Source organism: Ruficoccus amylovorans (assembly GCF_014230085.1).
Classification (GTDB): Bacteria; Verrucomicrobiota; Verrucomicrobiia; order Opitutales; family Cerasicoccaceae; genus Ruficoccus; species Ruficoccus amylovorans.
The window spans coordinates 241,713-256,339 of record NZ_JACHVB010000020.1 but is presented as its reverse complement, the minus strand read 5'-3'; the positions used below and the strand labels follow the sequence as shown (position 1 = coordinate 256,339).

The following is a 14,627-nucleotide window of genomic DNA, read 5'->3' as shown; positions in this document are numbered from 1 at the left end:
TTTTGCGCAACCCGTAAGCGGAGAAAAAAATAAAAACACCTCCGCCTTATCACGCTCTGAAATGCCACTCATCATCGACCGCTGCACCGATTTTGATCCTGTGAGAGATGCATCAGGTATGGATGGCCTGGTAGGCACGGCTCAAGGCCTCCAGCAGAGACTTTTGCTTGACCGGTTTGCTCAGATAATCGTCCATGCCCGCCTCGATCGCGGCCTCGCGGTCGCCTTGCATGGCTCCGGCCGTCAGGGCGATGATGTAGGGGCGGCGTGCACTTTGTTGCTGGCGGATGCGGCGAGTGGCTTCATAGCCGTCCACCTCGGGCATTTGGACGTCCATCAGGACCACCTCGTACGGGGTATGCGCAACGGCTTCGACGGCTTCTTTGCCGTTGTTTGCGATATCGACGGTGTAGCCGAAGCGGTTGAGGATCAGGCTGGCGACTTTCTGATTTACGAGGTTATCTTCGGCCAGCAGGATTCGCAGGGGCTGGCGCACCCCGGTATCGTAATCCAGCGTTATTTGCGGAGGGGCGGATTGTGCCGGTGGCGGTGAGGCCGGACTCGACCTGATGATACGCTCCAGGTGCGTGCGCAGCAGCGGCATATTGACCGGCTTGCTCAGGACGGCCTGAAAGACATCCGCGCAGCCATTGCAGACGGTCGAGCAAATGAGTGTTATGGGTATTTCTCCAAGGCCAGGGAGTGCGCGAATTTTTCGTCCAATATCCGGGCTGTTGAGCTGGGAGATGTCCGAATCCAACAGAATAATGTCCACCGGCTGGCGGTTCTCCAACAGGTTAAAGGCGGCCTGGGTGGAGTCCACACTCATCGCGCTCATTCCCCAGGACTCAGCTGCCCGGCTGATGACACCACGCTCGATGGGATCGGCCACCACGATGAGGATACGCTTTTCCTGAAGCGGGCTGGATGCGTCCCCGGCGCTGATGGTGCCCTGATTGGGCTTGGCCGGGAACTGGACATGGAAGCTGAAGGTCGAGCCTTGTCCTTCCTCGCTGAGGACGGAAATATCACCGCCCATGAGCCGGACCAGCCGCTTGGAAATGGCCAGTCCCAGGCCGCTGCCACCGTAGCGGCGGCTGGTAGAGGCGTCCACCTGCGAGAAGGAATCAAAGAGCCGGTCCATGCGGTCCCTGGGGATGCCGATGCCGGTGTCGCGGATGGTGAAACGGATCTGGTGCAGGTGATTGCCAAGGTGTTCGCTTTCGACACTGACGACCACGCGGCCTTGCTCGGTAAACTTGACCGCGTTACCCAGCAGGTTGACCAAGACCTGTTTGAGCCGGGTGGCGTCACCGATCAGGATGTGCGGGACATTCTCGGAGATGGAATAAGTCAGTTCGAGCCCTTTTCGGTCCGCCTTTGGGGCAAGCAGGTTGAGGGTTTCGGAAATGCAGTCCGCAATGCTGAAGGGGAGCTTTTCCAACTCGATCCGGCCGGCTTCGATCTTGGAGTAGTCGAGGATGTCGTTGATGATCGTCAGGAGGGCTTCGCCGCTGCCCTGGATGGTTTTTACGTAGTCGCGCTGCTCGGGATTGAGCGGGGTGTCCAGTAAAAGCCCGGTCATGCCGATCACGCCGTTCATCGGGGTGCGGATTTCGTGGCTCATGGTCGCCAGAAAGGCGCTTTTCGCCTGGTTGGCCCGCTTGGCTTCGAGGGTGGAATCCCAGGCGGTCTTGACGACTTCCTTGAGCTTGGCGTTAAGCTCCTCGGCCTTGTTCTTGGCCTTGCGCAGTTCCTCCTCGCGCTCCATCTGCTGGGTGATGTCGGTGTGGGTGCCGATCATCCGGTAGGGCCGCCCGTTGGCGTCAAAGACAGCCTTGCCGCGGTCGAGCACCCAGCAGACAGATTTGTCCTTGCGAACCATGCGGTAGGTGCACTCGTAGATCCGGGTCTCGCGGGCAAAGTGACGGCGCACCTCATTCATGGTGCGGGGGAGGTCGTCGGGATGAATACGGCTCGTCAGTTCCTCGAAGCGATTGGAAATGTCTTCCCGGTCGTAGCCGAACATACGCGCCCAGTTGGCGGAGAAAAAGACTTCGTTGGTCTGGAGGTTCCAGTCCCAGACTCCGTCCCGGCTACCCTCAAGCGCGAGGTCCCAGCGCTCCTGGTTTTCCTTGATCGCCTTGTCGGACTCGACCCGCTCGGTGATGTCTGCCTCGATGGCCATAAAGCCCGAGAGCCGCCCCTGATCGTCGTGGATGGGCTGGGTCTCGATGCTGACCCAGTAGGGGGTGCCGTTCTTGTTGTAGTTGAGAATCTCTACATTGAAACCGCTTTGGCTGCGGATGCCTGTGCGCATGAGATCGACTGCCACCGGGTCGGTATCCTTGCCCTGGAGGAAGTCGCCCGGCTTGCGGCCTCGACACTCATGCAAGGTGTAGCCGGTGATCCGGGTAAAACCTTCGTTGACCCATTCGATCCGTCCTTCGGCGTCCGTGATGGCTACGCCGTTAATGGTGCGCGCGGCAACCATGGAAAGGCGGCGCGTGAGATGCTGGGCCTCGTAGAGGCTTTCAAGCATACGGTTGAGCCGACGGGCCATTTCGCCGATTTCATCGTTGGCGAGTACGGGAGCCTTGGCATGGCTGTCCCCTTCGGCCTGCCGGTCGATGGCTTCAGTGATCTGCTTGGTCGGGCGCAGGACGATCAGGTCCACCGCGATGAAGGTCAGCACAATGACCAGCGTCATCGCGCCGTACCACAGGAGAATCATCTTGCTGGTTAGGGCGACAAGCTGCGCCTTGATCGCCATCGAGTCGATATCCACGAGGACGGCGGCTGGCACCAGTTCATCGCGACCGGGCAGGGAGGTGGCAAAGGCCTCGGTGAAGCCCCAACGCCGTTCCTCCTCGGGGTGGCTCTGCTGGCCCAGTCCCGAGTTCATGGTTTTCCTGAGGATATCCACAGCCTGGGGTTCCAGTTCGTTAATGGACTTGCCGATCAGTGAGAGTTCGGAGGAAGCGACGATGACTGCCGGGCTCCCGGCAACGACGACAATACGGTCCACACCATCTTCGGCGGCAAAGCGGTTGACCGCGCGAATCCGTTTCTCTGCGCTGCTCTCCAGATAAAAATTCTGCCGGACGGCGGAGGCCATGACTGACGCCTGATAGGCAGTACCTTCCCCGAGGTGTTCGCGGATGAAAAGCTTGTTCCAGGCGATGCCAATGAGGCCCCCGATGACACCGATCAACACGAGCGGTATGAGGAGCTTCGACCAGAGCGTCAGGCCCCGGGGACGGCTGGAGGACTTTGACTTCATGGGGTTGGATGAAGGGAGGCGGGAGCGATCAGGACTGAAATATCCAAGTCTCCGCTCAATGATCCCATCTGCCGCAGAATGCCGTGAGTGTTGCGAGCGATTTCAAGTAAGCGTCCGTTCTCAGGCTCGAAGTAAGGGACTTGCTCGTCGGGAGCAATGAGCTTCAGTTTGTCCAATATCTGGGCAAACTCCTCTGGCATCAGCCCCATGTGACGTCCCATGATCTGGTGGGAATCTTCGCGGTTACGCGTATGGAACTTGTGGGCCCGGCCCCAGGCGCGAATGATGGCCCTGACCGCGTCCGGCTTGCCATCAATGAGAGATTTATCGGCCACGAGCACGTCGAGTACTTCACCAGGTATATTCGCGCTGGAAAAGATGACTTGCGCCTGTCCGTCGCGCAGGAGGCTGGTCGAGACAGGGGGATAGGCAACCACCGCATCGACCTCGCCTTTGCGGAAGGCTTTTTCCATCTCGGTCTGGTCGAGATTGACAAGCTTCACGTCAGCCAGGGTGCGATTGTATTTCTGCAAGGCTCGATAGAGCATATAGCCTCCGAGATGGTTGCTCTCACAGGCAACGGCCAGCCCGGAAAGTCCGTCCGGAATGCGGATCTCGTTTCGGGCCAGAATGACATCGCCCCCGTTTGAATAATCGGTCACCAGAAAAATCTGCGGCTGCCGTCTGGCCTGCCCGGCCGCAGCCAGGGTCTCGACCAGTGTGCAAGCCATCCCATCCACATCGCCGGACTGATACGCCTCCAGTACATCCGGCAGCGAAGTAAACTCCACCAGTTGCACCCGGACACCCTCTTTCTCGAAATAGTGTTTTTCCTTCGCCAGAAACAGGAACTCGTATCCGGGCCAATGATTGATAGCCAGCTTGACGACTGGCATGTCCGGTCGGCTGCAACTCGATAGCATAACAGCCACCAAGCCGAATATCAGGGCAAATATTCGGTTCATCTGGAGGGAGTGACGGAATATTTCCATAAGAAGGCTTTATGGAAAGTATTATTTAGTGAATGCTATTTAAGCATTCTCTTCAACATCATTAAGAGTTTTATGAGCGAGGTGGCCGATGAAGCCAACGACGGCGACGGCGATAAGCAATCCGCCGTAGGTAACGGCATCGTGGAGATTGAAAACGTGGTGGGGAGAATATGTCGTGCGGGTGGCATGGATGGCCGCGTAGCCCAGGTATTGCGAGACAAAGGCCATCGGAAGCAGTCCCAGATTGGCAATGCTGAAGTGCCGGAAACTCATCGGGCTCGCCCCCATCAGATAACTGACAGGGGAGGCCGGGATCGGTGCCAGGCGGATCAGCACCAGCAGCTTGATTCCTTGCTGGTCGAGTACGGCGTTGAGCTTGCGCAGCTTGGGCTTGCGGGCTACCAGGCGCTGGACGTGCTTGTGCAGAAACAGCCGCGACACCCAGAAGATCAGGCTCTGACTGAGATACAGCCCGGTGACGATGTATAAAAATCCCTTTCCGAGCGAAAACATCATGCCGGCGGCAATTAGCATCAGGTCCAGCGGAACACACAAGAACGTGAGCACACTCAACAGCAGAATATAATAGACCGGTGCCAGCATGCCCTGCTCTTCGATCCACTTCTCAGCTACGGGTAAATGCGGGGCGAGCTCCTTTCCGGCCAGCACAACAGCCAGAATGACACCGATCCCGATTAGCAACCGCAGGACGGTGATGATGGTTGGTTTTGGCGGGCGTTCGTGCGAACTCATCGGCAAGTTTTTAGCTGTTATAGAGTTGCGGGAATTAAGCCAAACACTTTTCCCATAAAAATTACAGAACGGAAAGATCTGAAATAGACGGGGCTTTTTACCAACTCCCAAGGTGAGACATTTTTTCAGGCTGGCTTTTTTTACCAAAATCTGGCAGGCTGTCGGCTCTTCACGGCAAAGGACGTATAACGGTGGGTTTGCCCGGTACTGGTGGTTAAGAGAGGGTGTATGGGATTGATATTTGAAGTTATGGCTCAGGAAAGCGGCGGCTACGAAGCCGTCTGCCTGACCGAGTTCATCCAGGCGAACGGAGCCGACCTGCGCGAACTGCATGCGAATATCAATCAGGCCGTTGACGCTTGTTTTGTTGAGCGTCCCCGACCGTCAGCTTCGGAAATTCGCCTGATGTTTACCCGTGGGTAGCGCCTTTGCCACCGCGATTTCTTGATTTCGTTTTTTGACCATGAGGCTTTCCGGGGATTGCTCCGCCGTAAGCTTAAAGGGTTGCAAGCGAGCCTGAGATTAGGCAAGTGTATCGGTCACGTTCACTTCTTTCCCTTTGATTACTTCTCTCATGAAAAAATACGATTTGATTATCATCGGCTCCGGTCCGGCCGGGGAGAAAGCGGCGGTCAAGGCCGCCTACTATGGCAAGCAGGTCGCGGTCGTCGAAAAGCGGGCCGACCTGGGCGGCGCGGGTACCAACACCGGCACGCTGCCTTCCAAAACGCTCAAGGAAACCGCGCTGTACTACTCGGGCCTGAACGAACGGGGTCTCTTCGGGGTGGACAAGGAGCTGGAACGCGCCGCCAATGTGCGCGACTTCTTTTTCCGCAAGAACCAGGTCGTCGAACAGCAGGAACAGGGCATAGCCGCCAACTTCAAGCTGCACAACATCGACACCTACATCGGCACCGCTACAGTCAAGGACCCGCACACAGTGGTGATTGAGGGCAAGGATGCCGCCGAGATCGAGGGTGAGTTTATCCTCGTGGCGACCGGTTCCTATCCCTTCCAGCCTCCGGGCATCCCCTTTGACGGCAAGTTTGTCCACGACTCGGACACCATCCTGAATATCAACCGCATCCCCCGCAGCATCGTCATCGTTGGGGCCGGTGTCATTGGTTGTGAATACGCGACCATTTTCGCCGTCATGGGTACGAAGGTGAAGCTCGTTAACAGCCACGAGGAAATCCTTGGCTTCCTCGACCGCGAGATCTGCCGCGAACTGACGGCCGACATGGAAAAGATAGGCATCGAGTTCGTCTTCGGCAGCCGTATCGAGCAGGTCGAAATCCTCCCCGAAGAGCACACCTCCAACGTCCACGCCAAACTGACCAACGGCGCTCCCATCGAGGCGGACATGTTCCTCTATGCCGCCGGGCGCAGTGGCGCTTCGCACAACCTCGGGCTGGAAGCCCTCGGCGTCGAGATTGACAACCGCCAGAACATCGTGGTCGATGAGAAGTACAGCACCAAGGTGCCGAGCATTTACGCCGCCGGTGACGTGATCGGCTTCCCCGCGCTGGCCTCCACCAGCATGGACCAGGGCCGTGTGGCCGTGACGCACATGTTCAACTTCTGGGGCGACGAAAAGATCAGCGAGCAGTTCCCCTACGGCATTTACACCATCCCCGAAGTCAGCGTCTATGGCATGACCGAGGACGAGGCCCAGAAGAAAAAAATCGACTACTGCATCGGACGCGCACGCTACCGCGACATGCCCCGGGGCCGCATCATCGGGGCCAAGGAAGGCCTGCTCAAGCTCGTCGTTGACCGCCCGACCCGCAAGGTGCTCGGCGTGCACATTTTTGGGAAAATCGCCACCGAGCTGATCCACTACGGCATGGACCTCGTACAGAACGAGGACACGCTCGGGCGCATCGTCAGCCGGGTCTATAATACCCCGACCCTCCACGAACTCTACAAGTACGCGGCCTACAACGCCCTCATCGAAGGCCACTACATGGACGAGCCCACCGGCAATTAGTGCCCTCCCTTCCCAGAGTCCTTGCTAGATATTTTGGGGGCTCCGCGCCCCCAAACCCTGCGGCAGACGAAGTCTGCACTTTCGATGCTACCGCATCGCGTCTGGGATTGCTGCTTTCAGCAGTGCTGAAAGCAGCAATCCCAGAGAGCATCTAAAGAGAGTTGCCCCAAGCACTTATGCGAGGACCTTGAGGCTTGCCGTCCTTCTGAAGGAACGAAGTTCCGTCTTAAAAGTTTTTTGGGGAGAGCGCGAGAGGGTGTTTTTTCCAAAAAACGCCCTCTCGCATAAACCTCATAACTACTCTTTAAAAAACGGTATGACTACCGGGAGAGGCCGGGCTGGTTGAGGTCGCGCACACCGCCGCGGTCGGCGCTGGTGGTCAGGAGGGCGTAGGCTTGCAGCGCGGTGCTGACGACGCGGTTGCGCTTGGGCTTCCAGCCTTCGGGGCCTTTGGCGTCTTCGGCGGCGCGGCGTTGGGCCAGTTCCTCGTCGCTGATGGCGACGTTGATCGTGCGGGCCGGGATGTCGATCACGATGGTGTCGCCTTCGCGAATCAGCCCGATGGCACCACCGGCGGCGGCTTCGGGGCTGGCGTGGCCGATAGAGAGTCCGCTCGTGCCGCCGGAGAAGCGTCCGTCGGTGATGAGCGCGCACTGCTTGCCGAGGCCCTTGGACTTCAGATAGCTGGTCGGGTAAAGCATCTCCTGCATGCCGGGGCCGCCCTTGGGACCTTCGTAGCGGATGACGACGACATCACCGGCCACGACCTGATCGGTGAGGATAGACTCGACGGCGGCGTCCTGGCTTTCAAAGACGCGGGCACGCCCGGTGAACTTGAGAATGGATTCATCCACCCCGGCGGTTTTGACGATGCAGCCGTTGAGAGCTATGTTGCCCTTGAGCACGGCGAGCCCGCCGTCCTTGGAGTAGGCGTGCTCCACGTCGCGCACGCAGCCGTTTGCCGGATCCGTGTCGAGGGATTCCCAGCGGGCTTCCTGTGAAAAGGCGCTCGTGGTGCGTTTGCGGCCGGGGGCGGCGGAGTAGAATTTCTTCGCGCTCTCGGTGGCCTTGCTGCGCAGGTCCCAGTAGTCAATCGCCTGGCCGATGCTGGCCGAGTGGACGGTGGGGATGTCGCGGTGCAGGAGGCCGCCGCGGTCGAGTTCCCCGAGCAGGCGCATAATGCCCCCGGCACGGTGAACGTCCTCAATGTGGTACTTCTGGGTGTTGGGGGCGACTTTGCACAGGCACGGCACCTTGCGCGAGAGCCGGTCGATGTCGTCCATCGTGAAGTCCACCTCCGCGCTCTGGGCGCTGGCCAGCAGGTGAAGCACGGTGTTGGTGGAGCCGCCCATGGCGATGTCGAGGCTCATGGCGTTCTCGAAAGCCTCAAAGGTGGCGATGTTGCGCGGCAGGGCGTTCTCGTCGTCGTGCTCGTAGTAGGCCTTGGCCAGTTCGACGATACGGCGTCCGGCCTCGCGGAAAAGCCCTTCGCGGTCCTTGTGGGTGGCCACGACGGTGCCGTTGCCGGGGAGGCTCAGGCCGAGGGCCTCGGTCAGGCAGTTCATGCTGTTGGCGGTGAACATGCCCGAGCACGAGCCGCAAGTCGGGCAGGCGTTCTGCTCGATGGCGTCAATCTCGGCGTCGCTGACATTGGCGTCGGCGGCTGCCACCATGCTGTCCACCAGGTCGAGCTTGCGTGTCTCGCCGTTGATGACGGTGACGCCGGCCTCCATCGGGCCTCCGGAGACAAAGATCGTGGGAATGTTCAGGCGCAGCGCGGCCATGAGCATGCCGGGGGTGATTTTATCGCAATTGGAAATACACACCAGGGCGTCCGCGCGGTGGGCATTGACCATGTACTCGACCGCATCGGCGATGATTTCGCGGCTGGGCAGGCTGTAGAGCATGCCGTCGTGGCCCATGGCGATGCCGTCGTCCACGGCAATGGTGTTGAACTCGCGTCCGATGCCGCCGGCCTTGGCGATTTCCGAGGCGACGAGCTGGCCGAGATCCTTCAGGTGGACGTGTCCGGGCACGAACTGGGTGAACGAGTTGGCAATGGCAATGATCGGCTTGCCAAAGTCTTCGTTCTTGACGCCGGTGGCGCGCCACAGGGCGCGGGCTCCGGCCATGTTGCGACCGTGGGTGGTGGTACGGGATCTGTATGCTGGCATTTTTGAAAGGGGCTAATGGGATACAAAAGCCCATTTTAGCCGCCAAGACAACTCTGGAAAAGGAAAAGCTGCCGCCGGGCGAACCGTATCAGGGTGTGCCTGCACAGGGGTTCACCGACTGCGAAGAGGCGCTCCGTGCGGTCAGAAAGGGCGCCGGTGCGGAGCAGGAGGCCGGCTCAGGCGCTGGCGATTTTCTTCGCCAACTCGATGCCGTTGGCGAGGCACTGGCCGACAGAGATACCGCTGCGGTAGTTGCCCGCCAGGTGGAGGCCAGGATGGTCGCCCTCAGCCTTTTCGATCATGGCCAGGAAGTCGCCATGCCCGACATTGTACTGCGGGATGGCCTTGCGCCAGAGCGTGCGATGGACAAAGGCCGGGTCGCCGGTGGCGCCGAGGATGGCCTTGAGTTCGGATTTAACCAGGTCAAGGTGTTCCTGCTCGTCGAGGGTGGCCAGGGCCGGCTGGCGCATACCGCCGATGAAGACAGTCAGCAGGACATGGCCTTCGGGGGCGCGCCCGGCATAGACCGAGGAGGGGAAAAGCACGCCGAGCACCTTGCGCTCTTCGACGCCGGGCACGAGCACGCCGAAGCCCTCCAGCGAGTGCTGGATCTGCTCGCGGCGGTAGCCGACGGAGATCGAGGTCAGCGGCGGGTAGGGGATCTCATGGAGGTCGAAAAGGGTGTCGAGCACGTCGCGGGGCAGAGGAAGGTCGCGTACGACATAGGCCGGGACGGCGATGACGACGGTGTTAGCCTCGGTGGTGCGGATCTCGCCGTTGGCCTCCCAGGAGACTTGCCAGCGGCCCCGGTGGGAGATTTCTTTCACGGTTGCGTTGAGCACGAGCGAGTCGCCGAGTTGCGCGGCGAGCTTGTCTGTGAGCGACTGCATCCCGTTGCGGAAGGTGGCCATGACGGCCTTGAAGCTGCCGGGCGGTTTGGCCTTGGCACCCTTGATCGCGCCCCGCAGGAGTGAACCGTGTTGTTGCTCAAGCTCTGTCACCTGCGGAAAGGCGTGCTTGGCGGAGAGGCGCTTGGGGTCGCCCGCGAAAATCCCCGAAACCAGCGGCTCGGCGACGAAGTCGAGCACTTCCTTGCCCAGTCGGCGCAGGATGAAGTTGGCCAGCGACTCCTCGGCCAGGTTGTCCGGCTTTTTGATAAAGGGTTCCTTGAGTAGCCGCAGCTTGCCGCCGCCGGAGAGCAGGGCGCTTTTCATGAACTTCATGGGGCCGCCGGGGACAGTCACCATGTCGCCTTCCTTGAAGATATAGCGATTTTTAGAGAGGTCGGAAGGGAGGAGAAGTTCGTCGGCCAGGCCGATTTCGCCCATCAGCATGGCGGCCTGCAGATTGTTAACCATCATCGAATTCGGTCCCGTCTCGACCAGGTAGCCGTCCTGGTGGACGGTGTGGATGCAGCCTCCGGTGCGGTCGTGCTTTTCCAGCAGGACGACTTCGTATCCGGCCTTTTTCAGGGTGGTGGCGGCGGCGAGACCGGTGACACCGGCTCCAATCACAACGGCAGACTTCATAGGGAGGGAGTCTAGGCTGTGTTTATCCAAATGGGAAGCCCCGGCTTCGGCTAAACCGTCTTTGAGTAACGATTTTCACAGGACTGTAACGTGGCGTCGAAGCACATCGCGAGGTTACGGATGAAAAAGCGCCCGGTCGGTGTAACCCGCAGGGAGTCCGGCCCAAGCTCGACCAGCCCGTCGGCCTGCATGGGGGCGAGTTGCGCCAGCGCGTCAGCGAATTTTTCGGTAAAACACACGCCGTGCCTTTCCCCGAAGGTGGTGAAGTCGAGCCCCATGTCGCACATCAGGCGGGTGATGACTTCGCGCCGCAGCCGGTCCTCGCCGCTCAGCAGGTAGCCGCGCTCCAGCGGCAGTTCCCCGGCGGCTAGTTTGGCGGAATAATCGGCCATCGCCTTGAGGTTCTGGCGGTAACTGCCCGCGGTCTGGGAAATCGAGGACAGCCCGAAGCCGCAGATGTCGAGCCCGGCGCGGGTGCTGTAGCCCTGGAAATTCCGCTGGAGCGTGCCCGCGCGCTGGGCCACGGCCAGTTCGTCGTCAGCGCGGGCGAAGTGGTCCATCCCGATATAGACGTACCCGGCCCCGGTCAGTGTCTCCACGATCAGGCGCAGCAGGGCGAGCTTGGTCTGCGGAGAGGGCAGCCCGGCGCGTTCGAGGAGCTTCTGCGCGGGCTTGATCCAGGGAACGTGCGCGTAGTTGAAGATAGCGAAGCGCTCCGGCTCCAGCGCAAGCACTTCGTCGAGGGTCTTTTTAAAGGATTCGGGGCTCTGGTGCGGCAGGCCGTAGATGAGGTCGATATTGAGCGAGGTAAACCCGGCCTCGCGCAGAAAGCCGACGCACTGGCGGTTTGTCCCAACGGACTGGACGCGGTGGATGGCCTCCTGCACCTGCGGGTCGCAGTCCTGCACGCCAAAGGAGGCCCGGCGCACGCCCATGCGGGCAAACGCCTCGACGTGCTCGCGGGTCAGGCGGCGCGGGTCAAGCTCCACGCTGCACTCGGCCTGCGGCTCGAACTCAAAACGCGCCCGCAGTATTTGCCCGAGGCGGTCAAGTTGCGCCGGGGTGAGAAAGTTCGGGGTGCCCCCGCCGAAGTGGAGTTGCCCGGCGCGTCGGCCCGCTTGCAACAGCGGCGTGAACAGTGCCAGCTCGCGCTCCAGGTCGTCCAGATAGGCATCGGCACGGGAGTTGTTCGTCGTCGTGATCGTGTGGCAGCCGCAGAACCAGCACAGGCTTTCGCAAAAGGGCAGGTGCAGGTAGAGCGAGAGGGGGCCGGTGCCGGAGCGGACTTCGTCGAGCAGGGCCTCCCGCGAAACCTCCGGCGAGAACTGTGTGGCGGGCGGGTAGGAGGTGTAGCGGGGGCCGGGCCGGTTGTATTTACGGATCAGGTCGTCGGCGGGAAAGGCGGTCGTGCTCATCGGAAGGATTTTACAGTATCGACGAGCGCGGCCACGTTTTCAACCTTTGCCTGCGGGTGGATGCCGTGCCCGAGGTTAAAAATGTAGCCGCCCTGACCGCGCATCGACTCCAGCAACGCGCCCACGGCGGAGCGGGTGGCCTCCTCCGTCGTGTCAAGGATGGCCGGGTCGAGATTCCCCTGAAGCGCGGGCGGGTTTGCCAGGCCGTCGCGGTAGCGGGGCAGGTTCACCGTCCAGTCCAGGCTGAGCACGGCGGCCCCGCTGGAGACGAGGGCGTCGCGCTCGTGCGCCCGGCCCTTGGCGTAGAGGATGACGGGGAAGTCCGCCGGCAGCGCCCGGATCAACTCGCATATCCACCGCACGGATACCTCCTCGTAACGCCCCTGCGGGGCCAGCGCCGCCCAACTGTCAAAAATCTGGATCGCGTCGGCTCCGGCTTCGATCTGCATCTGGAAATACTCGGCGAGCGCGGCGCAGAGCTTTTCCATCAGGCGGCCAAAGAGCACGGGCTCGTGCTCCAAGAGGGCGAGCAGCTTCGGGAAGCCCTCGGCCGAGCCGCCCTCGATCATGTACGCGGCCAGGGTCCAGGGCGAGCCGCCGAAGCCCAGCAGCGCGTGGTCGGGGCCGAGTTCGGCGCGGGTCTGGCGCAGGGCCTGAGCCACGTAGTTGAGGCGTTCGCGCACGGCCTCGGGGGTGAGGGCGTCGATCTGCGCGGCGGTCTCCAACGCGTAGTCCATCCCGATCCCGCCCTGATCGCGGAAATGGTAGGGCTGCCCCATGGCTTCGGGGATGACGAGGATGTCGGAAAAAATAATGGCCGCGTCGAAGCCGTAGCGACGGATCGGCTGGAGCGTGACTTCGGTGGCGAGCGCGGGCGTCTTGGCCAGCGTGAGGAAGTCGTGCTTCTGCTTGAGCGCGCGGTACTCGGGCAGGTAACGCCCGGCCTGGCGCATCAGCCACATGGGCGGGCGGTCGAGGACTTCGCCCCGGACGGCGGCGAGAAAACGTTCGCGTGAGGTCATGGTGTCGTGGAAAATGGATACGAAGTGGAAAGAGGTGTTTTTACCGCAGAGGCGCAAAGACGCAGAGGGGGAAAAGGACGAGCGGCAGCTGTGTTGGTGGTTGTTTTGAAGGTCTTTAGGTATGAGTAGTTTAGTCCTGTTGGGGCTTCTTAAGCTTTCGATCAACATAGATTACCACCAGCCCTACAGTCAGGAACACGTTGGTGGGAATTGAGATGAGGATAGCTCTGCCATAATCGCCGATGTAGGCACAATAGACGGTGAGAGCGAAATAGAGGGCACCGAAACCAAACATTAATGCGGGTATTTTCATGCGGACGATTGTTGATGGTGCTTACTCCTCGGCCAGCCAGTCGCGGGGTTTTAAAAAATGCTCCAGCAGGTCGGCTTCGGGGCTGCCGGGGGCAGGGTGGTGGTCGTACTCCCAGCGGGCCAGCGGGGGTAGGGACATGAGGATCGACTCGGTGCGTCCGCCGGACTGGAGCCCGAAGTGCGTGCCGCGGTCATAGACGAGGTTGAACTCCGCGTAACGGCCCCGGCGGATGAGTTGCCAGGTGCGTTCGCGCTCGGTGGCGGGCATGTGCTTGCGGCGGGCGAGGATGGGGATGTAGGCGCTCAGGTAGGCCTCGCCCACGGCCTGCGCGAAACCGAACGCCTGCTCGAAGCCGCCCGCGTTGAAGTCGTCGAAAAAGAGCCCGCCGATACCGCGGGTTTCGCGGCGGTGGGGGAGGTAAAAATACCGGTCGCACCACTCCTTGAACTCGTCATACCCCCCATCGCCGAAGGGGACGCAGGCGTCGCGGGCGCAGGCGTGCCAGTGCCGGGCGTCCTCGATGAAGCCGTAGTACGGGGTCAGGTCGAAGCCCCCGCCGAACCACCAGATCGGCTCCTCACCGGGCGCGCCCGCGCTCAGGAAACGCACGTTCATGTGCGAGGTGGGGGCGTAGGGGTTGCGCGGGTGGACGACGACAGACACGCCCATGGCCCGGAAGGGCTTGCCCGCCAGCGCGGGGCGGCGTTCGGTGGCCGAGGGAGGAAGCCCTTTCCCGCGCACGTCGGAAAAATTCACCCCCGCCTTTTCCAGCACGGGGCCGTCGGCCAGCACGCGGGATTCCCCGCCGCCGCCCTCGTCGCGGGTCCACGCATCGGCGCGAAAGCGGGCGCTGCCGTCCTCCTGCTCCAGCGCATGGCAGACGCGGTTCTGGAGGCTCAGCAGCCAGTCGCGGACGGTTTCCGGATAGTGGGTGGGATTCACGCCAAGAGGCAAGCCGCGCACGGCCCCCGGCGCAAGCTATCTTTGCCGGGCCAGGCTTCCGGTGCGCGGGCGGAGGCATTGGCTGCGGCTGGCCTGTCCCCGGAGGTGAAGAGCTGGATTTACCACAAAGGCGCAAAGACGCAAAGGTCTTGCGAGGGGGGGAATCTTTTGTGGGCTTGCCAGTGGCCTTACTTCGCGCTCCTTCGCGTGACTT

General features: G+C 61.2%; 10 protein-coding genes. 1 reads left to right on the top strand and 9 read right to left on the bottom strand.

The window, feature by feature from the left end:
* Window positions 1–112: 112 nt before the first annotated feature.
* From H5P28_RS07545 to H5P28_RS07535, 3 genes are all read right to left on the bottom strand, one after another.
* Window positions 113–3,283 (bottom strand): PAS domain-containing protein, encoded by a 3,171-nt coding sequence (locus H5P28_RS07545; RefSeq protein ID WP_185675097.1) that lies wholly within the window; start codon window positions 3,281–3,283, stop codon window positions 113–115.
* Window positions 3,280–4,179 carry an ABC transporter substrate-binding protein gene (locus H5P28_RS07540; RefSeq protein ID WP_185675096.1) on the bottom strand — a complete coding sequence of 300 codons (900 nt, stop codon included), beginning with the start codon at window positions 4,177–4,179 and terminating at the stop codon, window positions 3,280–3,282. The genes H5P28_RS07545 and H5P28_RS07540 overlap by 4 nt, the downstream gene beginning before the upstream one ends.
* Before the next feature lie 135 nt (window positions 4,180–4,314).
* Window positions 4,315–5,361: a TVP38/TMEM64 family protein gene (locus H5P28_RS07535; RefSeq protein ID WP_185675095.1), complete on the bottom strand. Its 1,047-nt coding sequence runs from the start codon at window positions 5,359–5,361 to the stop codon at window positions 4,315–4,317.
* 241 nt (window positions 5,362–5,602) lie between these two features.
* On the opposite strand from H5P28_RS07535, the gene sthA reads away from it, so the two are divergent.
* Window positions 5,603–7,018 carry a Si-specific NAD(P)(+) transhydrogenase gene (sthA, locus tag H5P28_RS07530; RefSeq protein WP_185675094.1) on the top strand — a complete coding sequence of 472 codons (1,416 nt, stop codon included), beginning with the start codon at window positions 5,603–5,605 and terminating at the stop codon, window positions 7,016–7,018.
* Between the two features lie 320 nt (window positions 7,019–7,338).
* On the opposite strand, the gene ilvD is transcribed toward sthA, so the two are convergent.
* The 6 genes from ilvD to hemF form a co-directional block, all read right to left on the bottom strand.
* Window positions 7,339–9,192 carry a dihydroxy-acid dehydratase gene (gene ilvD, locus H5P28_RS07525; RefSeq protein WP_185675093.1) on the bottom strand — a complete coding sequence of 618 codons (1,854 nt, stop codon included), beginning with the start codon at window positions 9,190–9,192 and terminating at the stop codon, window positions 7,339–7,341.
* Between the two features lie 176 nt (window positions 9,193–9,368).
* Window positions 9,369–10,751, bottom strand: coding sequence for a protoporphyrinogen oxidase (gene hemG, locus H5P28_RS07520; RefSeq protein WP_343075470.1), 1,383 nt, complete (start codon window positions 10,749–10,751; stop codon window positions 9,369–9,371).
* 20 nt (window positions 10,752–10,771) lie between these two features.
* Window positions 10,772–12,136: an oxygen-independent coproporphyrinogen III oxidase gene (gene hemN, locus H5P28_RS07515; protein WP_185675091.1), complete on the bottom strand. Its 1,365-nt coding sequence runs from the start codon at window positions 12,134–12,136 to the stop codon at window positions 10,772–10,774.
* Window positions 12,133–13,158 carry a uroporphyrinogen decarboxylase gene (gene hemE / locus H5P28_RS07510; protein WP_185675090.1) on the bottom strand — a complete coding sequence of 342 codons (1,026 nt, stop codon included), beginning with the start codon at window positions 13,156–13,158 and terminating at the stop codon, window positions 12,133–12,135. The genes hemN and hemE overlap by 4 nt, the downstream gene beginning before the upstream one ends.
* 130 nt (window positions 13,159–13,288) lie before the next feature.
* Complete coding sequence (locus H5P28_RS07505; RefSeq protein WP_185675089.1) at window positions 13,289–13,471, bottom strand: hypothetical protein; 183 nt, start codon at window positions 13,469–13,471, stop codon at window positions 13,289–13,291.
* A 21-nt stretch (window positions 13,472–13,492) separates the two neighbouring features.
* Complete coding sequence (hemF, locus tag H5P28_RS07500; protein ID WP_185675088.1) at window positions 13,493–14,413, bottom strand: oxygen-dependent coproporphyrinogen oxidase; 921 nt, start codon at window positions 14,411–14,413, stop codon at window positions 13,493–13,495.
* Window positions 14,414–14,627: the final 214 nt, after the last annotated feature.

What these genes read in the sequence shown, in the direction of transcription:
- H5P28_RS07545 (WP_185675097.1), bottom strand. Translation starts at nt 3,283, where the DNA reads ATGAAGTCAAAGTCCTCCAGCCGTCCCCGGGGCCTGACGCTCTGGTCG.
- H5P28_RS07540 (WP_185675096.1), bottom strand. Translation starts at nt 4,179, where the DNA reads ATGCCAGTCGTCAAGCTGGCTATCAATCATTGGCCCGGATACGAGTTC.
- H5P28_RS07535 (WP_185675095.1), bottom strand. Translation starts at nt 5,361, where the DNA reads ATGCAGTTCGCGCAGGTCGGCTCCGTTCGCCTGGATGAACTCGGTCAG.
- sthA (WP_185675094.1), top strand. Translation starts at nt 5,603, where the DNA reads ATGAAAAAATACGATTTGATTATCATCGGCTCCGGTCCGGCCGGGGAG.
- ilvD (WP_185675093.1), bottom strand. Translation starts at nt 9,192, where the DNA reads ATGCCAGCATACAGATCCCGTACCACCACCCACGGTCGCAACATGGCC.
- hemN (WP_185675091.1), bottom strand. Translation starts at nt 12,136, where the DNA reads ATGAGCACGACCGCCTTTCCCGCCGACGACCTGATCCGTAAATACAAC.
- hemE (WP_185675090.1), bottom strand. Translation starts at nt 13,158, where the DNA reads ATGACCTCACGCGAACGTTTTCTCGCCGCCGTCCGGGGCGAAGTCCTC.
- H5P28_RS07505 (WP_185675089.1), bottom strand. Translation starts at nt 13,471, where the DNA reads ATGAAAATACCCGCATTAATGTTTGGTTTCGGTGCCCTCTATTTCGCT.